The sequence below is a fragment of the Streptomyces sp. NBC_00385 genome (assembly GCF_035917155.1).
GTDB classification, from domain to species: Bacteria; Actinomycetota; Actinomycetes; order Streptomycetales; family Streptomycetaceae; genus Streptomyces; species Streptomyces poriferorum.
Genome location: NZ_CP107951.1, coordinates 7,772,558 through 7,792,337 on the forward strand (window position 1 = coordinate 7,772,558; position 19,780 = coordinate 7,792,337).

Genomic DNA, 19,780 nt, shown 5'->3' on the forward strand with positions numbered 1-19,780 from the left:
CGCCCACCGAGGGCAGGGGGCCGCGGTATCCATCCAATGGCCTAACGGCGCGAGGGGTGCGGCACGAGGTCCGGCCGGCCGGCCGTCACTTCTTCTTGTCGTCCCACGGCGTGCCGATCCAGCTGTCGAACGAGCGGACCACCGCGGTGAGCGCGGCCGCCAGCCGCTGGTCGGCCCACGGGGCGTGCACGACGACCCGGTCGTCGGAGCGGTACTCCAGAGGCGCTTCCCGACCGGCCCGCCAGACGATGCGCCGCGGCCCGCGCGGCACGTCGCCGCCGCCGCTGAAGACGCTCGCCACGCCGATGAGCACCCACAGGGGGAACAGCGGCCACCACACGTACCACCAGAAGATCCGGCCCTTGTACCCGACGGCCTCCGGGCCGCCGGCCGGGGTGACGGTCCAGCGTGTGCGCAGCCCCTTGCCGGACAGGGCCTTCTCCCGCGTGAACGTGCCGAGAGGCTCGCCCTGCCCGCCCCACACCCGGTACTCCGAGACGCCGTTGCCCGCCGAGGTGGTGGTGAGCGTGGCCAGCCTGGTACGGCGCTCCGGTTCGGCCCAGAGCACGAAGGAACGGGCACCGTCCTTCCGCGCCGCGAGATACGCGGGTATGCCGCCCGGCGGCAGCTCGCGCTCCAGGTACGCGACCACGTGGAAGTGGCCCTGGGACGTGTCGATCACGACGTGGCCGAAGCCTTCGGCGACGCCCGGCCGGGCCACGCCGCCGGCGTTCGCGTCCGTGGGAAGGGCCATCACTTTCAGGGCGTGGGTCACGTGCGACTCCTCCGTTGTGCGAGACCGGAAGTCGAAGGGTAGACGGGGACCGGGGACGAGCGACGCGTGGAGCCCCCGGAACCCTGGGATGATCGACGCGTGGAGTCACCGGAACCCGCCCCCGAACCGCTGCCCGGCACCGCCGCGGCCACCGGCCGCCGCCCGGTTCGCTGCCGCATGAGCGGGCGCCCGCTCACCGGCACGGCCTCACGCCGCACCGGTCTCGGTCCCGCCTGCGACGCCAAACTGCACCCGGCTCCGCCGGACATCCGCACCCGCAGGCACGAGGTCGAGCAGGACCCGCTGCCGGGTGTCTGAGACGCCGGCCGGCCGATCCGTCAGGACCGCTGCTCGCCCAGCCGCCGGAACAGCCCTTCCTGTACCACCGACACCAGCAGATTGCCCTCGCGGTCGTAGATCCTGCCGCGCGCCAGACCTCGCCCGCCGGTCGCCACCGGCGACTCCTGGTCGTACAGGAACCACTCGTCGGCCCGGAACGGCCGGTGGAACCACATCGCGTGGTCCAGCGACGCCATGTCGAAGCCGCGCGGCCCCCACAGCGGCTCCACCGGGATGCGTACCGCGTCCAGCAGCGTCATGTCGCTCGCGTACGTCAGCGCACAGGTGTGCACCAGCTGATCGTCACCGAGCGGGCCGACGGCACGCATCCACACCGCGCTGCGCGGGTCCGCGTCCTTGATCTCCTCCTGCGTCCAGCGCAGCCGGTCGACGTAGCGGATGTCGAACGGCTGGCGGCGCGCCATCCGTTCCAGCGCCACCGGCAGTCCGCCCAGGTGCTCGCGCACCTCGTCGGCGACCGTCGGCAGCTCGTCGGGATCGGGCACCACACGGGCCGGCGGCAACTGGTGCTCGAAACCGGCCTCCTCCGGGCGGTGGAACGACGCCGTCAGATTGAAGATCGTCCGGCCCTGCTGCACGGCCGTCACCCGGCGGGTGGTGAACGACCGGCCGTCCCGGACGCGCTCGACCTCGTAGACGATCGGCACTCCGGGACGGCCCGGCCGCAGGAAGTAGGCGTGCAGCGAATGCACCGGCCGGTCCCCGTCCGTGGTGCGGCCCGCCGCCACCAGCGCCTGCCCTGCCACCTGCCCGCCGAAGACCCGCTGCAGGGACTCCTCGGGACTGCGGCCGCGGAAGATGTTGACCTCGATCCGCTCCAGGTCGAGCAGGTCGACCAGGCGCTCGGCGGGGTTCGTCATGCGGTTCTTCTCCACTCTCGCAGCGGCGCCACCGGTACGGGCGCGCTCACAACTGGCCCACGGAGGTGACCCGGACGATCGCCCGGCCCTCCTCGTCGGACGCGGCCAGGTCGACCTCGGCACTGATGCCCCAGTCATGGTCGCCGTTCGGGTCGGCGAACGTCTGCCGGACGCGCCACAGGCCGTGCTCGGCATCCTCGTCGATCTTCAGCAGCTTCGGTCCGCGGGCGTCCGGACCGGTGCCCAGCTCCTCGTACTCGTCCCAGTACGCGTCCATCGCCTCGCCCCACGCGTCCTCGTCCCAGCCCGCGTCCCCGTCCAGCTCGCCCAGGTCGCGGACCCGGTCCAGCGCGGCCAGCTCGACCCGGCGGAACATCGCGTTGCGCACCAGCACCCGGAAGGCGCGTGCGTTGGCCGTGACCGGCTTGACCTCGTCGGCGCGCTCCTGTGCCTGCTCCGCCGTCTCCACCTCCGGGTTGGCGAGCTGCTCCCACTCGTCGAGGAGGCTGGAGTCGACCTGACGGACCATCTCACCGAGCCACGCGATGAGGTCCTCCAGGTCCTCGGACTTGATGTCGTCCGGGATGGTGTGCTCCAGCGCCTTGTAGGCGCTCGCGAGATACCGCAGCACGATGCCCTCGGTGCGGGCCAGCTCGTAGTTCGAGGTGAACTCCGTGAACGTCATGGCGCGTTCGTACATGTCGCGGATCACCGACTTCGGCGACACCGGGTGGTCGCTCACCCACGGGTGGCTCTGGCGGTAGACGTCGTAGGCGTGCCACAGCAGTTCGCTCAGCGGCTTCGGGTACGTGACGTCCTGGAGGAGCTCCATCCGCTCCTCGTACTCGATGCCGTCGGCCTTCATCTGCCCGACCGCCTCGCCACGCGCCTTGTTCTGCTGCGCGGCGAGGATCTGGCGCGGGTCGTCGAGCGTCGACTCCACCACCGAGACCATGTCCAGTGCGTACGAGGGCGAGTCGGCGTCCAGCAGCTCGAACGCGGCGAGCGCGAACGTGGACAGCGGCTGGTTCAGCGCGAAGTCCTGCTGGAGATCGACGGTGAGCCGCACGATGCGGCCCTCCGCGTCGGGCTTGTCCAGCCGCTCCACCACGCCGCCGTCCAGCAGCGACCGGTAGATCGCGATCGCCCGGCGGATGTGGCGCAGCTGCGCCTTGCGGGGCTCGTGGTTGTCCTCCAGCAGATGGCGCATCGCCTCGAAGGCGTTGCCGGGACGCGCGATCACCGAGAGCAGCATCGTGTGCGTGACCCGGAAACGGGAGGTAAGCGGCTCCGGGTCGGACTGGATCAGCTTGTCGAAGGTGGTCTCGGACCAGGCGACGAAGCCCTCGGGGGCCTTCTTGCGGACGACCTTGCGCTTCTTCTTCGGGTCGTCGCCGGCCTTCTTGACCGCCTTCTCGTTCTCCACGACGTGCTCGGGGGCCTGCGCCACGACGAAGCCCGCCGTGTCGAAGCCCGCCCGGCCGGCCCGGCCCGCGATCTGGTGGAACTCACGGGCCCGCAGGGTCCGTACCCGGGTACCGTCGTACTTGGTGAGGGCGGTGAACAGCACCGTGCGGATGGGTACGTTGACGCCGACGCCGAGCGTGTCCGTACCGCAGATGACCTTCAGGAGCCCCGCCTGGGCGAGCTTCTCGACCAGCCGCCGGTACTTCGGGAGCATGCCCGCGTGGTGCACACCGATGCCGTGGCGTACGTAACGGGAGAGGTTCTGGCCGAACTTGGTGGTGAAGCGGAAGTTGCCGATGAGATCGGCGATCTTCTCCTTCTCCTCCTTGGTGCACATGTTGATGCTCATCAGCGACTGCGCCCGCTCGACGGCCGCTGCCTGAGTGAAGTGCACGATGTAGACCGGTGACTGCCGGGTGTCCAGGAGTTCGGTGATCGTCTCGGTGATCGGCGTCAGCCGGTACTCGTAGCTGAGCGGGACCGGCCGGGTCGCCGAGCGCACCACGGAGGTGGGGCGGCCGGTGCGGCGGGTCAGGTCCTCCTCGAACATCCGGACGTCACCGAGCGTGGCCGACATCAGGACGAACTGGGCCTGCGGCAGCTCCAGGATCGGGATCTGCCACGCCCAGCCGCGGTCCTGCTCCGCGTAGAAGTGGAACTCGTCCATGACGACCTGGCCGATGTCCGCGTACTTCCCGTCACGCAACGCGATGGACGCCAGCACCTCGGCGGTGCAGCAGATCACCGGGGCGTCGGCGTTGACCGAGGCGTCTCCGGTGAGCATGCCGACGTTCTCCGTGCCGAACAGCTTGCACAGGTCGAAGAACTTCTCCGAGACCAGCGCCTTGATCGGAGCGGTGTAGAAGGTGACCTTGTCCTGGGCCAGCGCGGTGAAGTGCGCACCCGCCGCGACCAGGCTCTTTCCGGACCCGGTGGGCGTGGAAAGGATCACGTTGGCCCCGGAGACCACCTCGATCAGCGCCTCCTCCTGAGCAGGATAGAGAGTGATCCCCTGCGTCTCGGTCCATGACGAGAAAGCCTCGAAGAGGGCGTCGGGGTCGTCGGTCGGGGGCAGCTGATCGATAAGGGTCACGCCCCCATCTTGCCTGTCTTCCACCCCGATGAGGGAACCGGACGACGGTACGAAGATCACGGACGATACGCTGCCCACTCAACTCGGCCGCACCACAACGATGATGGCCGGAACATGCGCACAGGCGATGCCTGGCGCACCTCACGACACGTACGGGGGCGGAAACAGCCATGATGGGACCGGCACACTCTCTGTCAGGGGCAGCGGCCTGGCTGGGGGTGGGCGCGGCGGCGGCTGCCGCGGGCCACGCCATGCCGTGGCCCGTCCTGGTCGTCGGCGCGCTGATCACCGCGGGCGCGGCGCTCGCCCCGGACCTCGACCACAAGTCGGCGACCATCTCGCGCGCCTTCGGACCGATCTCGCGCGGCCTGTGCGAGATCGTCGACAAGCTCTCGCACGCCGTCTACAAGGCCACCAAGCTGCGGGGCGACTCGAACCGCAACGGCGGCCACCGGACACTCACCCACACCTGGCTGTGGGCGGTCCTGATCGGTGCCGGCGCCTCCGCGGCGGCGATCACCGGCGGCCGGTGGGCGGTGCTGGCGATCCTCTTCGTCCACCTGGTGCTCGCCGTCGAAGGACTGCTCTGGCGGGCCGCCCGGATGTCCAGCGACGTCCTGGTGTGGCTGCTCGGCGCGACCAGCGCATGGATTCTCGCCGGTGTCCTGGACAAGCCGGGCAACGGATCGGACTGGCTCTTCAACGCCCCCGGCCAGGAATACCTCTGGCTCGGTCTGCCCATCGTGCTCGGCGCCCTCGTCCACGACATCGGCGACGCGCTGACCGTCTCCGGCTGCCCGATCCTGTGGCCGATCCCGGTCGGCCGCAAGCGCTGGTACCCGATCGGCCCGCCCAAGGCCATGCGGTTCAGGGCCGGCAGCTGGGTGGAGCTGAAGGTGCTGATGCCGGTGTTCATGGTGCTCGGGGGAGTGGGCGGGGCCGCCGCCATGAACTTCATCTGACGGCCGGCGGTCCGCCCCGCGGCTACACGGGCGCGGGAGGGACCAGACGGCCGTGCGAGATGAGGGAGGCGGCCTGCTTGAGGCGGCGCACCCGGATGCTCACCCCGTAGGCGTCGACGCCGGGGGTGGCGGCGAGGCGCGTGGTCAGATAGCGGTAGAACTCTTCGGCGTCGCGGCAGATGACGATGGCCATCATGTTGTGGTCGCCGCTGGTGGCACCGGCGAACGCGACCTCTTCGTGACGGGCGATCTCGTTCCCGGTGCCCTCCAGCCGGGCGGGGGCGACCCGCAGCCAGAGGGTGGCGTTGAGATGGAAGCCGAGATGCTCCGGCAGCAGGTCGATGTCGTACGAGAGGGTGCCGGACGTCTCCAGGGACTCCAGCCGGCGGGCGACTCGGCCCTTGGACCAGCCGGTGGCTTCGGCCAGCTGTGTGTGCGAGGTACGGCCGTCCTCGGCGAGGGCGTCGAGCAGCGGACCGTCCTGCGCGGTGAGGGGGAGCAGCGGGCCGTCCGGGGCGGCGGGCGGGCGGGCCGCCAGTCGCTGTTCCTGCTCGGCGGTGAGGTGTCCGCCGTAGCCGGTCCAGCCGGCCGTGTCCGGGTCGCCGAACGGATGGATGAGCAGATCGATGCTCACGTCGAGAACGGCCGTGGACCGGGGAAGCTGCTGGAGCAGCATGTCCGCGCGCGGGGCGTGGAGCGGTGAGCGGATGACACAGATGATCTCCGAGCCGCCCGAGGCGATGCCCACGTAGGCGATGTCGGGGCGCCGGGCCAGCGTGTCGGCGAGGGGAGCGACCCGGTCGGGACGGCAGCGGATACGGGCCACCCACTGCGCCTCACCGTGTACGGCCGGATCGACCAGGCCCACGACCCGCATCACGCCCGCCCGGCGCAGGGCCTGATAGCGGCGGGCCGCCGTCTGTTCCGACACCCCGCTCACCTCACCGATGAGCCGGAACGGGGCGCGCGGCGCGCGATGGAGCGTGCGGAGGATTCTCATGTCCACGTCGTCGATCACGGTGGAAGTGTGGCACGGCGGCGCGCATGGATGGAGGTTTGTCCTCGTGAACCCCGCCTGCTTCGTTGATTCCGCCTCGTGTCGCCGATGCTGGGGTCCGATCCGGCACCGTTCCCGGTACGGGGCGCGAGGGCCGGAAGACGTCAGGCCGGCCCTCGCCCCGGACAGGACATCAACCGCGGCGCACCGCGTCGCAAAGGAGTACTTCCTTGAACGTCACACCCGCGGCGAGCAGCCGGCCCGACCGGCGGGCGGCCACGCTCGTCATGGCCTGCCTGGGCGTCTTCGTCGCCTACTTGCCGGTGACCACCGTCGCCGTGAGCCTGCCCGCCATCCAGGCGGCGCTCGACGCGTCGACGGCCCAACTGTCCTGGGTCCAGGACGCGTTCGTTCTGCCCATGGCCGCGTTCATCCTGACCGCCGGAGTGGTCGGCGACGTCCACGGGCGCAAGAAGGTCTTCCAGGCAGGCCTGTTGTTCTCCGCCGCCGGTGCCGCCGTCGCGCTGGCGGCCCCGTCGGTCGAGGTGCTCTGGGCCGGCCAGGCACTCGCCGGACTCGGCGCCGCCGCACTGCTCCCCACGACCCTGGCCCTGATCAGCCACGCGGTGCCCGACCACCGGGAGCGCGGCAAGTTCATCGGCCTGTGGGCCACCTCGCTCCTGATGGCGCTGGCCGTCGGCCCGCTGATCGCCGGACTGGTCCTGGAGCACACGGACTGGCGGTGGATCTACCTCCTGGTCATTCCCGTCTCACTCGTCGCGACGGTCTTCGCCGCGCGGCTGCTGACCGACTCGCGTGCCCCGCAGGGGCGACGGCTCGACTGGCCGGGCCAGATCACCGCCGCGGTCGCGATCACCGCCCTGGTGTACGGCGTGATCGAGGGCGGTGCCGGTTCCTTCACCGACGCGCCGGTCCTGGTGGCGCTGTTCGTCGCCGTGGCCGGCGCGGTGGCCTTCGTCGTGGCCGAGCGGCGCAGCGACAGCCCGATGCTGGACCTGGCCCTGTTCCGCAGCCCGGCGTTCACGGCCACCACCCTGGTCGCGATGATCACCTTCCTGGGCCTCATCGGCTTCTTCTTCCTGCTGAGCCTCTACTTCGGCCTGGTGCAACAGCTCGACACCCTTCAGGCCGCCTGGCGCCTGCTCGTGGTCACCGCCGCCTCCATCGTCGTCGGCGGTCCCGTCTCCCGCCTCATGCACCGGGTTCCCGCCCGCACCCTGATCACTGCCGGGCTGCTCGTCGTCTCCGGCGCGCTGCTCTCGATGACCACCCTCGACGCGGACACGTCGTTCGTCTCCATCGCCTGGCGGCTGGCCCTGCTGGGGATCGGGATGGGCGGCATCCTGACGCCCATGACGGCCACGGCGGTCGCCTCCGTCCCCCAGCACCTGGCCGGCATGGCAGCGGCCGGCAACAACGCCTTCCGCCAGATCGGGGGCGCGCTGGGCCCCGCCGTTCTCGGCGCCCTCCTCACCTCCCGCGCCCTGAACACCTTCCCCGCCCACCTCGCGGACGCGGGGATCTCCGGAGCCGGCCGTCAGAACATCGTGGAGACCGCCCGCGAGGGAGGCCTCGGCGCGGTCGCCCGGATGAACCTGGGCGCGCAGACCGGTCAGGCCCTGGGCGCGGTGGGAGACGCCTTCCTCGACGGACTCCGGCTCTGCCTGATCGTCGCCGCGGCGCTGACGCTGCTCGCCGCCCTGGTGTCCGCGGTCCTGCTCCGGCCGCGCACCTCGTCCGCCGCCACGGTGAAGGCCGCCGCGCAGTCCGCTCCCGGCAGCGCCACGGCCGAAGCGGTCACACCCGCGGGCGGCGGCCCGGTCACGGTGCGGCGACCCGGCTGACGGCGACAACCTCCGGAACGACACACGGCGGGCGGGCTCAGGAACGAGCCCGCCCGCCGTGTGCCTCGAGTGCGGTCCGGTCAGCCGTGCCAGGACCGCCACAGCGCCGCGTACGCACCGCCCGCCGCCACCAGCTCGTCATGGCTGCCCAGCTCGCTGATCCGGCCCTGCTCGACGACGGCGATCACGTCCGCGTCGTGCGCCGTGTGCAGCCGGTGGGCGATCGCCACGACCGTACGCCCGTCCAGCACCCGGGCCAGCGAACGCTCCAGATGACGGGCCGCGCGCGGATCGAGCAGCGACGTCGCCTCGTCCAGGACCAGCGTGTGCGGATCGGCCAGCACCAGCCGCGCCAGCGCGATCTGCTGCGCCTGAGCCGGGGTGAGCACCAGGCCGCCCGACCCGACCTCGGAGTCCAGCCCCTCGTCGAGGGCCCTCGCCCAGCCGTCCGCGTCGACCGCGGCCAGCGAGGCCCACAGCTCCGCGTCCCCGGCGCCGGTACGGGCGAGGCGCAGGTTGTCCCGCAGCGAGCCGACGAACACATGGTGCTCCTGATTGACCAGGGCCACATGCGTGCGGACACGCTCCGCCGTCATCTGCGACAACTCCGCACCACCCAGCGTCACTTCGCCGGTCCGCGGGGCATAGATCCCGGCCAGCAGCCGGCCCAGCGTGGACTTGCCCGCACCGGACGGACCCACCAGCGCCATCCGCGTGCCCGGAGCCACATCCAGCGACACCTTGTGCAGCACGTCGAGACCGGCCCGGTAGCCGAAGTGCACCTCGTCGGCACGCACCTCACGGCCGTCCGGCGCCACGCCCGCGTCCCCGGCGTCCGGCTCGATCTCCCGGACCCCCACCAGCCGGGCCAGCGATACCTGGGCGACCTGCAACTCGTCGTACCAGCGCAGGATCAGGCCGATCGGATCGACCATCATCTGCGCGAGCAGCGCACCCGTCGTCAGCTGACCGACGGTGAGCCACCCCTCGATGACGAACCAGCCGCCGAGCATCAGGACCGCGCCGAGAATCGTCACGTACGTGGCGTTGATGACGGGGAAGAGCACCGACCGCAGGAACAGTGTGTACCGCTCCCAAGCCGTCCACTCCTTGATCCGCCGGTCCGACATGGCAACCCGCCGCGCGCCCAGCCGGTGCGCCTCCACGGTCCGTCCGGCATCGACCGTCTCCGCGAGCATCGCCGCGACCGCCGCGTAACCGGCCGCCTCCGAGCGGTACGCCGACGGGGCCCGGCGGAAGTACCAGCGACAGCCGATGATCAGCACCGGCAGCGCGACGAGCACCGAGAGCGCCAGCGGGGGAGCGGTGACGGCCAGCGCGGCGAGCAGCAGCCCCGCCCACACCACACCGATGGCCAGTTGCGGCACCGCCTCGCGCATGGCGTTGGCGAGCCGGTCGATGTCCGTGGTGATCCGGGACAGCAGGTCTCCCGTACCGGCCCGCTCCAGCACGCCCGGCGGCAGCCGGACCGACCGCACGAGGAAGTCCTCACGCAGATCGGCCAGCATCTCCTCGCCCAGCATCGCGCTGCGCAGCCGCATCATCCTGGTGACCACGGTCTGGATGACCAGCGCCAGCGCGAACACCGCGGCGGTGCGCTCCAGATGAAGGTCGGTGACCCCGTCGGACAGGTCCTCGACCAGTCCGCCCAGCAGGTACGGGCCCACGATCGACGAGACCACCGCCACGCAGTTGAGCGCCGTGACCACGACGAACGGCCGCCGGTGGCGCCGCATCAGCTCCCGGACGTAGGCGCGTACGGTCGTGGGGGTGCCGACCGGCAGGGTCGTCGCCGACTCCGGGGCGGCCGGGTCGTACGACGGTGGTGCGAGGCCGATCATGCCCTCTCCTCGATTTCCTCGATCGTGGCGATCGTGTCGATGCCCTCGTTCATGGCCGGTGCCGACGCGGCGAGCTCGTCCTCGGTCTCCCGGGTGACGACCGCGCGGTAGAGCGGTTCGTCACGCAGCAGTTCACGATGGGTGCCGACCGCCACCACGGTGCCGCCGTGGACCAGCGCGACCCGGTCCGCCAGGTCGAGCAGCAACGGTGACGAGGCGAACGCCACCGTCGTACGGTCCTTGCGCAGCGCCTTGACGCCCTCGGCGACCCGCGCCTCGGTGTGCGAGTCGACGGCGGACGTCGGCTCGTCGAGCACCAGCGCCTCCGGGTCGGTCACCAGCGACCGCGCCAGGGCGAGCCGCTGCCGCTGGCCGCCGGACAGCGACCGGCCGCGCTCGGTGATCCGGGTGTTCATGGGGTCGCCTTCGGCGTCGACGGACGCCTGGGCCAGCGCGTCCAGGACGTCGCCGCACTGCGCGGCAGCCAGCGCGTCGACGGCGGCCACCCGCCCGGACGACGGCACGTCCAGCAGTTCCCGCAGCGTTCCGGAGAGCAGCACCGGGTCCTTGTCCTGGACCAGAACGGCGGTCCGGGCCGCATCCAGCTCCAGTTCGTCCAGGGGTACGCCTCCGAGCAGGACCGACGGCACGTCGGGAGCCGCGGCCTCCTCGGCCTCGCCCTCCTTCGCCACGGCCGGCTGGGCATGTCCGCCGAGCCGGTCCGCGAGGCGGCCCGCCTCGTCCGGGTCGCCGCAGACCACCGCGGTGAACAGGCCCTCCTGAGCCAGCAGACCCGTGACCGGGTCGTACAGGTCACCGGTCGGAGCGGCATCGACGGTGGACGGCCGTGCGACCCGGCTCAGCGAGAGGACCCGGACCGCACGCTGGGCGGACGGCCGGGAGAAGGAGTACGCCATGGCGATCTCCTCGAAGTGCCGCAACGGGAAAAGCATCAGCGTCGCCGCGCTGTACACCGTGACGAGCTGGCCGACGTCGATCTGCCCGTCCCGGGCCAGCGCCGCCCCGTAGGTGACCAGCGAGATCAGCAGCACGCCCGGCAGGAGTACCTGGATCGCCGAGATCAGCGACCACATCCGCGCACTGCGCACCGCAGCCTTGCGGACCTCCTGGGAGGCGCGCCGGTAGCGGCCGAGGAACAGCTCCTCGCCGCCGATTCCGCGCAGCACGCGCAGTCCGGCCACCGTGTCCGAGGCCAGCTCGGTGGCCTTCCCGGCCTTCTCGCGCTGGACGTCGGCGCGGCGGGTGGCGCGGGGGAGGAGCGGCAGTACGGCCAGGGCGAGCAGCGGCATGGCGAGCGCCACGAGCACGCCGAGCGAGGGCAGATAGAGGACGAGCCCGACACAGATGATGACGAGGGCCGCGGCGGCCGCGGCGAAGCGGGAGAGCGCCTCGACGAACCAGCCGATCTTCTCCACGTCGCCGGTGGACACCGCGACGACCTCGCCTGCGGCGACCCTGCGTGTCAGCGCCGAGCCGAGCTCCGCGGTCTTGCGGGCCAGCAGTTGCTGGACCCGGGCGGCAGCGGTGATCCAGTTGGTGACGGCGGTCCGGTGGAGCATCGTGTCGCCCACCGCGATCAGCACACCGAGCACCGCGATCGTGCCGCCCGCCAGCGCCAGCCGTCCGCCGGACCGGTCGACGACCGACTGGACGGCGAACCCCACGGCGAGCGGCAGCCCCGCGAGGGAGCACTGGTGCAGCAGACCCCAGGCCATGGACTTGAGCTGTCCGCGGATCTGGTTGCGGCCGATCCAGAGCAGGAAGCGAGGGCCCGACCGGACGTCGGGATCGCCGGGATCCGAGTACGGAAGATCGCGAATGTGCATGACGTCCCAAAGATCGGAAGGAGCTGAGATCCGCGAGGATCTCCAGAAACACGTGGGGGAGGCGTGTGGGGGGACCAAACCGTCCAAGCCTCGCTCCCCGCAGGAGCCGAGGCAAACCCTTTTAGGGCGGGCCGGTCCACGGGGGTAAAGATTGGGCACGCATTGGCCCGAAGCCGCAGACGAGGACGGCTCGGGCTCCGGATGGTGCGAGCATGGACGGATGCGTATAGCCGGTGCGGTACGAGTGGTGGCCTCGGCGGCCGCCTGCGGTGTCCTGTTCACGACCCTGACGTCGTGCGGCGACGGACAGGAACCGAAGAAGGCGGACGCGCGGTCGGCCGATGCCCGCAAGGACGGGGCCGAGGAGCAGACCACGGGCCTGAAACGCATCCCTGACGTGGGCGACCGGCTTCAGTCACAGATCCCGGACGACTCCCGCCAGGTCGTCGCCGTGTACGGCGCGGGCAAGAACTCCGCGGACTCCACGGTCGTGCTGTACACCCGGACCGGCTCCACCTGGGACAAGGCCGCCGGCTGGAAGGCCCACAACGGCCGCAAGGGCTGGACCACCGACCACCACGAGGACGACAAACGCTCCCCGGTCGGCGTCTTCACCCTCACCGACGCGGGCGGCGCACTGCCCGACCCGGGCGCCCTGCTCCCGTACACCGAGTCGGCCGCCATCCAGGCGCCCCGCTACTGGGCCAAGCCGTACTGGCACGACTTCGACTACGTCATCGCCATCGACTACAACCGCGTCAAGGGCACCGCCCCCAACGACCCGACACGCCCGCAGGGCCAGTCCAAGGGCGGCAGTATCTGGCTGCACATGGACCACGGCAGCGGCACATCCGCCTGCGTGAGCCTGCCGAAGGCGGCCATGGTGAAGCTGCTGCACACCCTCGACCCGAAGCAGAACCCGGTCGTGGTGATGGGTGACCGAGCGGACCTCAAGGCCTGAGCGGCCGCCGCCCGGCGCTCACACGGGCCCGGGGCGGGTCGCCCGCTCCAGCTCCATCAGCGCCGAGTGGTACGAACGCCCCGTCGCCCGGTCCATGCCGATCTCGCACATGCGGTTCGCACACAGATAGGTGTCGTACTCCCGGGTGTTCACCTCGGCGGCCTCCTTCGCGGTGGCCGAAGCCGTCAGTTCCTTGTGCAGCATGCCCCGGTCGCCCGCGAAGCCGCAGCACGCGGCGTCGTCCGGGATCACGACCTCCTCCGCGCAGGCCTCCGCTACCGTGCGCAACTGGGCGACGTCGTCGAGATGCTCCATCGAGCACGTCGGGTGCAGAACCGCCGAACCGGACTTCCTCAGCACCGTCAGCTCGGGCAGGAGCTCGTCGGCAGCCCAGACCAGTGAGTCGACCACCGTCAGTTCCCGGTGCAGCTTCCGGTTGTCCTCGGTCAGATACGGCACCACCTCGTGGGCGATGCCCAGCGTGCACGAGGAGGCGTCGACGACCAGGGGCAGCTTTCCGCCGGCGGTCCAGCCCCAGGCGGCCTCGACGATCCGGTTGGCCATCACCGCGTTCCCGGAGTCGTACCCCTTGGAGTGCCAGATCGTCGCGCAGCAGGTGCCCGCGACATCCTCCGGAATCCAGACGGGCTTGCCGGCACGGGCCGAGACGAGGACCACGGCCTGCGGCAGCGACGGGCCACGATGCCCCTGCGGGCCGCCGAAGATGCGGTTGACGCAGGCCGGGTAGTAGACCGCGCTCGCCCCCACCCTGGAGGTACGGGGCAGCTTCCGGGCTGCCGCGCCCGGGATCTCCGGAAGCCATTCGGGTACCAGATCGGGGCGGACGGCTTTGCGGGCGAGTCCGGTGACCCCCTGGAGCAGCCGGTCGTCGATCCTGTCGGACGCGGCGATCGCCAGCCGGGCCGCCGCTTCCACCACACGGAAGTTCTTCGCGGTGAGTGCGGCGATCCGCTCCTCGCGCGGGGAGTGCCGTTGGTGGCGGAAGTCCTTCATCATGGCGCCCGTGTCGATGCCGACGGGGCAGGCGAGCTTGCACGTGGAGTCGCCCGCGCAGGTGTCTACGGCGTCGTATCCGTAGGCGTCGAGCAGTCCCGCTTCCACGGGTGAACCGCCCGGCTGCCGCATCATCTCGCGGCGCAGCACGATGCGCTGGCGCGGTGAGGTGGTCAGGTCGTGGCTGGGGCAGGTGGGTTCGCAGAATCCGCATTCGATGCAGGGGTCGGCCACCGCCTCGACCTTGGGAATGGTCTTCAGCCCGCGGAGATGGGCCTTCGGGTCGCGGTCCAGGACGATCCGGGGGGCCAGGACGCCATCGGGGTCGATGACCTGCTTCGTACGCCACATCAACTCGGTCGCGCGCGGCCCCCATTCGAGCTCCAGGAAGGGCGCGATGTTGCGGCCCGTGGCGTGCTCCGCCTTGAGCGATCCGTCGAACCGTTCCACGGTCAGCCGGCAGAAGTCCTCCATGAAGCCGGCGTACCGGTCGACGTCGGACTGCTTCGCCGCGTCGAACGCCAGCAGGAAGTGCAGATTGCCATGGGCCGCGTGGCCCGCGACAGCGGCATCGAAACCGTGCTCCGCCTGGAGCCCCAGCAACGCCTCGCAGGCATCGGCAAGCCGGGAGGGCGGGACCGCGAAGTCCTCCGTGATCAGCGTCGTACCGGACGGGCGGGAGCCGCCGACGGCGGTGACGAAGGCCTTACGGGCCTTCCAGTAGCCGGAGATGGTCCGGGCGTCCCGGGTGAACTCGTTGGTCACCGAGGTGACCGGACGGACCAGCTCCAGCTGCCGTACGACCCCGGCCGCCTCCTCCTCGTACGCCTCCTGGCCCGCCTCGTCGGGAGCGCGGAACTCCACCAGCAGGGCCGCGGTCTCCTTCGGCAGCCCGGCCCAGTCGGCGGGCACCCCCTTGACGCTGACCGAGGCGCGCAGGGTGTTGCCGTCCATCAGCTCCACGGCGATGGCGCCGGCTTCGTTGAACAGCGGGACGGCTGCCGCGGCCGCGGTCAGGGAGGGGAAGAAGAGCAGCGCGGTGGAGATCCTGCGGTCCAGCGGCAGCGTGTCGAAAACGACCTCGGAGATGAATCCGAAGGTCCCTTCCGAACCGACCATGAGACCGCGGAGGATCTCGACCGGCGTCGATCCGTCCAGGAAGGCGTCCAGCCGGTAGCCGTTGGTGTTCTTGATCTCGTACTTGGCGCGGATCCGGGCGGTGAGCGCGGCGTCGGCCTCGATCTCCGCCTTCAGGGCGAGCAGCCCCTCGCAGAGCCGCGGCTCCGCGTGCGCCAGGTCCTCGTCCGCCGCCGGATCGCCGGTGTCCACCACCGTGCCGCTGGGCAGCACGACGGTGAGGGAGGAGACGGTGCGGTACGAATTCCGGGTGGTCCCTGCGGTCATCCCGGAGGCGTTGTTGGCGACCACGCCGCCGATCGTGCAGGCGATCGCGCTCGCCGGGTCGGGCCCCAGGAGCCGGCCGTGCCGGGCGAGGGTGGCGTTCGCCCGCATGACCGTGGTCCCCGGGCGGATCCGGGCCCGCGCGCCCTCGTCCAGGACCTCGATGCCCGCCCAGTGGTGGCGTACGTCCACGAGGATGTCCTCGCCCTGCGCCTGGCCGTTCAGGCTGGTGCCCGCGGCCCGGAACACGACGTTGCGGCCCTTGCCGTGGGCGTACGAAAGGATCGCGGAGATGTCGTCGATGTCCTCCGGAACGACGACGACCTGGGGAACGAACCGGTAGGGACTGGCGTCGGAGGCGTACCGCACCAGGTCGGAGATCTTCCAGAGCACCTTCTGCGGGCCCAGGAGGGCGGTCAGATCGTCCCGCAGCGGCTCGGGGGTGCCGGGTGCCTGCGCGTCGGGAACCCGGTCGTGGGACGGAGGGCGCGCCACCCCGGGGCGCAGGGATTCCGGGTTCGGTTCGAGCAGTGGCATGTCCAGATCCCCTCGGCGGCTCGGCGCGACGCTTCGCGCCCGGTCAGCAGCTGCGCTCCGGCATTCCGTTGACCAGAGCGGTCAGCAGACCGCCGAGCACCTCACGCTGATCGGCGGTCAGTGGAGCCAGGATCTCCTCTGCGGCGGCCCGGCGCGCGTTGCGCAGCGACCGCAGCGTGGCGATGCCCTCGTCCGTGATCTCGATCCGGACCACCCGGCGGCTGTCCGGATCGGGTGTCCGGCGCACCCGGCCACTGGCCTCCAGCCCGTCGACCAGCGTGGTCACGGCGCGGGGGACGACGTCGAGCCGCTTCGCGAGATCCGCCATCCGTGGGGGGCCGTCGTAGTGCGCGACGGTGCGCAGCAGCCGGAACTGCGCGGGGGTGATGCCGATCGGTTCCAGCTGACGGCTCTGAATGCGCTGGAGCCTGCGGGTCAGCCGCAGCAGCTGTTCGGCGAGCACGCCGTCGGGGTCGGGGGTGTCCATGACGGGAACAATATCAGGACCTTGTTCATTGTGAGTGTAGGTAACAATGAGCTATGCTCTCATCTGTCCGACCGCCAAGGGCCGCGAGGTCCGGGCCCCGGGCCTGCCGGCGGCCACCCGGCCACCGCCCTGCCACGCTGTGGACGCGCTCGCTGTCGCAAGCCCCCGCGCCCGCCCTTCCCTGTTGTCGCACGCCTGACGAAGGAGCCCATGAAACCCGACGAACCCACGTGGACACCCCCGCCCCGGGAAGCCGCCCAGCCGCCTGCCGAGCTGCGCCGCATCCTTCGCCTCTTCCATCCCTACCGCGGCCGCCTCGCCGTGGTCGGGCTGCTCGTCGGCGCCTCGTCGCTGGTGTCGGTCGCCTCTCCGTTCCTGCTGCGCGAGATCCTGGACACCGCCATCCCCCAGGGGCGGACCGGACTGCTCTCGCTGCTCGCCCTCGGCATGATCCTCACCGCGGTGATGAACAGCGTCTTCGGCGTGCTCCAGACCCTCATCTCCACCACGGTCGGCCAGCGGGTCATGCACGACCTGCGCACCGCCGTCTACACGCAGCTCCAGCGGATGCCGCTCGCCTTCTTCACGAAGACCCGCACGGGTGAGGTCCAGTCCCGGATCGCCAACGACATCGGCGGCATGCAGGCCACCGTCACCTCGACGGCGACCTCCCTGGTCTCCAACCTCACCGCGGTCATCGCCACGGTCGTGGCCATGCTGGCGCTCGACTGGCGGCTGACCGTCGTCTCGCTGCTCCTGCTGCCGGTCTTCGTCTGGATCAGCCGACGGGTCGGCCGCGAGCGGAAGAAGATCACCACCCAGCGCCAGAAGCAGATGGCCGCCATGGCGGCCACCGTCACCGAATCGCTCTCCGTCAGCGGCATCCTGCTCGGCCGCACGATGGGCCGCTCGGACTCGCTGACGAAGGGATTCGCCGAGGAGTCCGAGCGCCTGGTCGACCTCGAAGTGCGCTCCAGCATGGCCGGACGCTGGCGGATGTCGACGATCGGCATCGTGATGGCCGCCATGCCGGCCGTCATCTACTGGGCCGCCGGCATCGCCCTGCAGTCCGGTGGTCCGGACGTCTCGATCGGAACGCTGGTGGCCTTCGTCTCGCTCCAGCAGGGCCTCTTCCGGCCCGCCGTGAGCCTGCTCTCCACCGGGGTGCAGATGCAGACGTCCCTCGCCCTCTTCCAGCGCATCTTCGAATACCTCGACCTCACGGTGGACATCACCGAGCCGGAGAAGCCGGTGCGCCTGGAGAAGATCCGCGGTGAGATCCGTTTCGAGAACGTCGACTTCAGCTACGACGAGAAGAGCGGTCCGACCCTCAGCGGCGTCGATGTGACCGTGCCCGCCGGAGCCAGCCTGGCCGTCGTCGGTCCCACCGGCTCCGGCAAGTCCACCCTCAGCTATCTCGTGCCGAGGCTCTACGACGTCACCGGCGGCCGTGTCACGCTCGACGGGGTCGACGTGCGCGAACTGGACTTCGACACCCTCGCCAGGGCCGTGGGCGTGGTCTCCCAGGAGACGTACCTCTTCCACGCCTCGGTCGCCGAGAACCTGCGCTTCGCCAAGCCGGACGCGACCGGCGAGGAGATCGAGGCGGCGGCCCGTGCCGCACAGATCCACGACCACATCGCCTCCCTGCCCGACGGCTACGACACCCTCGTCGGTGAACGCGGCTACCGGTTCTCGGGAGGCGAGAAGCAGCGCCTGGCCATTGCCCGCACGATCCTGCGCGATCCGCCGGTGCTGATCCTCGACGAGGCGACGAGCGCCCTCGACACCCGCACCGAATTCGCCGTACAGGAGGCGATCGACGCGCTCTCCGCCGGCCGTACGACGATCACCATCGCTCACCGGCTCTCCACCGTGCGCGATGCCGATCAGATCGTCGTCCTCGACGCCGGCCGCACTGCCGAGCGCGGCAGCCACGAGGAACTGCTGCGACAGGACGGGCGGTACGCGGCCCTGGTCCGCAGGGACGACACCCGGCTCGCCGCCCCCGTGGCGGGCTGACCGGGCCGCGGACGGGGAACGGCCGTGAGGGCTCTCCCAGGGGCGTCGGGCCGCACGCGACGGCGCCGCCGCTCCCGTGGGACGGGGAACGACGGCGCCGGGTGGAGCAATGGTCAGATGAGCCAACCCACGAAGTGGACGACGCCGGCCAGCAGGTTGGTGATCAGGTTCATCGGGTGTTTCTCCTTGTGCATGGTGAATCTCTGGGACAGCACAGTCGCGGTCTGCAGCCCGTCGCTTGCGCCCTGTAATCATCAACCGCCGTCAGGCAGTTGAGCAACGAATGCCGATACGATCACGCGTTCCAGCGAACACCCGATCCCCTGTTCGTGTGTTCGTGTTGCGTGGTGCGCGCCGCGTGTCGTCACGGACGAGGTACCGACGGCGCGATCCGCGCGGGATAGCGTGCCCGCATGGTGAACGAGTCCCCGGACACCCGTCCCCACCGCAGGATCCGCCCCACCCGGCGGGGTCGTCTGCTGCTGCTCGTCGGAGCCGTTCTCGTACTCGGGGTGGCCGCCGCCGTCCTCGTACCGTTGCTGACCAGAGAGCCGAAGACCGCCGAGCAGGCTCGTTCCCTGGTGATTCCGGAGGGATGGCGGGCCTCGCAGGTGTACGCGGCCGCGGACAAGGCCCTGGGCGAACCCGCCGGCACCACGGAGAAGGCCGTCGCGACGGCGGACCTGCCGCTGCCGGCCGAGGCGAAGGGCAACCCCGAGGGCTATCTCTTCCCGGCGACGTACCCCGTCACCTCCGCCACGACCCCGCAGAGCCTGCTGCGCTACATGGTCGACACGGCACGGAGCCGCTTCGGCGCGGACCACATCACGGCCGGAGCACAGCGCAACAACGTCACCGTGTACCAGACGGTGACGATCGCCAGCGTGGTCCAGGCCGAGGCGGACACCGCGCCCGATATGGGGAAGGTGGCCCGGGTCATCCACAACCGGCTCGACCGCGGCATGCCCCTCCAGATGGACTCCACGCTCAACTACGCGCTGAACCGCAGCACTCTGGACACCACCACGGGCGACACGAAGATCGACAGCCCGTACAACAGCTACGCACACAAGGGACTCCCGCCCACTCCCATCGGCAACCCCGGTGAGCAGGCGATGGTGGCAGCGATCAGCCCCACCCCCGGCCCCTGGCTGTACTTCGTCACGGTCACGCCCGGCGACACCCGCTTCACCGACGACTACGCGGAGCAGCAGCGCAACGTGGCCGAGTTCAACCGCAACCGCCGCAGCGCGGGCACCGGTTGAACCGT

At 70.8% G+C, this 19,780-nt stretch carries 14 protein-coding genes; 6 read left to right on the forward strand and 8 right to left on the reverse strand.

Annotated elements, in window-relative coordinates:
- Positions 1–85 precede the first annotated feature (85 nt).
- Positions 86–775: a hypothetical protein gene (locus OG959_RS34700; protein WP_326664869.1), complete on the reverse strand. Its 690-nt coding sequence runs from the start codon at positions 773–775 to the stop codon at positions 86–88.
- A gap of 99 nt (positions 776–874) precedes the next feature.
- Here OG959_RS34700 and OG959_RS34705 point away from each other — a divergent pair, with 99 nt between their 5' ends.
- Complete coding sequence (locus OG959_RS34705; RefSeq protein WP_326664871.1) at positions 875–1,093, forward strand: DUF6011 domain-containing protein; 219 nt, start codon at positions 875–877, stop codon at positions 1,091–1,093.
- 20 nt (positions 1,094–1,113) lie between these two features.
- Here the strand turns inward: OG959_RS34705 and OG959_RS34710 are convergent, their stop codons facing one another.
- Entirely contained in the window at positions 1,114–1,995 is an 882-nt protein-coding gene (locus tag OG959_RS34710) for an acyl-CoA thioesterase (RefSeq protein ID WP_326664873.1), read from the reverse strand.
- Between the two features lie 46 nt (positions 1,996–2,041).
- Complete coding sequence (locus tag OG959_RS34715) at positions 2,042–4,555, reverse strand: DEAD/DEAH box helicase (RefSeq protein ID WP_326664875.1); 2,514 nt, start codon at positions 4,553–4,555, stop codon at positions 2,042–2,044.
- A gap of 170 nt (positions 4,556–4,725) precedes the next feature.
- Between OG959_RS34715 and OG959_RS34720 the strand changes: the two genes are divergently transcribed.
- Positions 4,726–5,517, forward strand: a complete 792-nt coding sequence (locus tag OG959_RS34720; protein ID WP_326664877.1) for a metal-dependent hydrolase — start codon at positions 4,726–4,728, stop codon at positions 5,515–5,517.
- Between the two features lie 22 nt (positions 5,518–5,539).
- Here the strand turns inward: OG959_RS34720 and OG959_RS34725 are convergent, their stop codons facing one another.
- The gene (locus tag OG959_RS34725) at positions 5,540–6,535 is read right to left on the reverse strand and encodes an Lrp/AsnC family transcriptional regulator (RefSeq protein ID WP_326664879.1); all 996 of its coding nucleotides are present in this window, start codon (positions 6,533–6,535) and stop codon (positions 5,540–5,542) included.
- Between the two features lie 209 nt (positions 6,536–6,744).
- Here OG959_RS34725 and OG959_RS34730 point away from each other — a divergent pair, with 209 nt between their 5' ends.
- On the forward strand, positions 6,745–8,379 hold the full coding sequence (locus tag OG959_RS34730; RefSeq protein ID WP_442805691.1) for an MFS transporter: 1,635 nt from the start codon (positions 6,745–6,747) through the stop codon (positions 8,377–8,379).
- A gap of 80 nt (positions 8,380–8,459) precedes the next feature.
- Here OG959_RS34730 and OG959_RS34735 read toward each other — a convergent pair whose 3' ends face one another.
- Together OG959_RS34735 and OG959_RS34740 are read right to left on the reverse strand one after the other, a co-directional pair.
- A complete protein-coding gene (locus OG959_RS34735; protein WP_326664880.1) occupies positions 8,460–10,241 on the reverse strand; it encodes an ABC transporter ATP-binding protein in 1,782 nt (593 codons plus the stop codon).
- Entirely contained in the window at positions 10,238–12,088 is a 1,851-nt protein-coding gene (locus tag OG959_RS34740; RefSeq protein WP_326664882.1) for an ABC transporter ATP-binding protein, read from the reverse strand. Before OG959_RS34740 ends, OG959_RS34735 begins: the two co-directional genes overlap by 4 nt.
- A gap of 244 nt (positions 12,089–12,332) precedes the next feature.
- Here OG959_RS34740 and OG959_RS34745 point away from each other — a divergent pair, with 244 nt between their 5' ends.
- Complete coding sequence (locus tag OG959_RS34745; RefSeq protein WP_442805765.1) at positions 12,333–13,049, forward strand: hypothetical protein; 717 nt, start codon at positions 12,333–12,335, stop codon at positions 13,047–13,049.
- Positions 13,050–13,067: 18 nt separating this feature from the next.
- On the opposite strand, the gene OG959_RS34750 is transcribed toward OG959_RS34745, so the two are convergent.
- Together OG959_RS34750 and OG959_RS34755 are read right to left on the reverse strand one after the other, a co-directional pair.
- Positions 13,068–16,001, reverse strand: coding sequence for an FAD-binding and (Fe-S)-binding domain-containing protein (locus OG959_RS34750; RefSeq protein ID WP_326664885.1), 2,934 nt, complete (start codon positions 15,999–16,001; stop codon positions 13,068–13,070).
- 43 nt (positions 16,002–16,044) lie between these two features.
- Entirely contained in the window at positions 16,045–16,488 is a 444-nt protein-coding gene (locus tag OG959_RS34755) for a MarR family winged helix-turn-helix transcriptional regulator (protein ID WP_326664887.1), read from the reverse strand.
- A gap of 210 nt (positions 16,489–16,698) precedes the next feature.
- On the opposite strand from OG959_RS34755, the gene OG959_RS34760 reads away from it, so the two are divergent.
- Both OG959_RS34760 and mltG read left to right on the forward strand, forming a co-directional pair.
- On the forward strand, positions 16,699–18,510 hold the full coding sequence (locus OG959_RS34760; protein ID WP_326664889.1) for an ABC transporter ATP-binding protein: 1,812 nt from the start codon (positions 16,699–16,701) through the stop codon (positions 18,508–18,510).
- Positions 18,511–18,923: 413 nt separating this feature from the next.
- Positions 18,924–19,775: an endolytic transglycosylase MltG gene (mltG, locus tag OG959_RS34765; RefSeq protein ID WP_326664891.1), complete on the forward strand. Its 852-nt coding sequence runs from the start codon at positions 18,924–18,926 to the stop codon at positions 19,773–19,775.
- The last annotated feature ends 5 nt before the right edge of the window (positions 19,776–19,780 follow it).

Bases quoted from the DNA above. Each gene is read 5' to 3' on its own strand.
- OG959_RS34750 (WP_326664885.1), bottom strand. From the start codon at position 16,001: ATGCCACTGCTCGAACCGAACCCGGAATCCCTGCGCCCCGGGGTGGCG.
- OG959_RS34740 (WP_326664882.1), bottom strand. From the start codon at position 12,088: ATGCACATTCGCGATCTTCCGTACTCGGATCCCGGCGATCCCGACGTC.
- OG959_RS34755 (WP_326664887.1), bottom strand. From the start codon at position 16,488: ATGGACACCCCCGACCCCGACGGCGTGCTCGCCGAACAGCTGCTGCGG.
- mltG (WP_326664891.1), top strand. From the start codon at position 18,924: ATGGTGAACGAGTCCCCGGACACCCGTCCCCACCGCAGGATCCGCCCC.
- OG959_RS34710 (WP_326664873.1), bottom strand. From the start codon at position 1,995: ATGACGAACCCCGCCGAGCGCCTGGTCGACCTGCTCGACCTGGAGCGG.
- OG959_RS34735 (WP_326664880.1), bottom strand. From the start codon at position 10,241: ATGATCGGCCTCGCACCACCGTCGTACGACCCGGCCGCCCCGGAGTCG.
- OG959_RS34760 (WP_326664889.1), top strand. From the start codon at position 16,699: ATGAAACCCGACGAACCCACGTGGACACCCCCGCCCCGGGAAGCCGCC.
- OG959_RS34720 (WP_326664877.1), top strand. From the start codon at position 4,726: ATGATGGGACCGGCACACTCTCTGTCAGGGGCAGCGGCCTGGCTGGGG.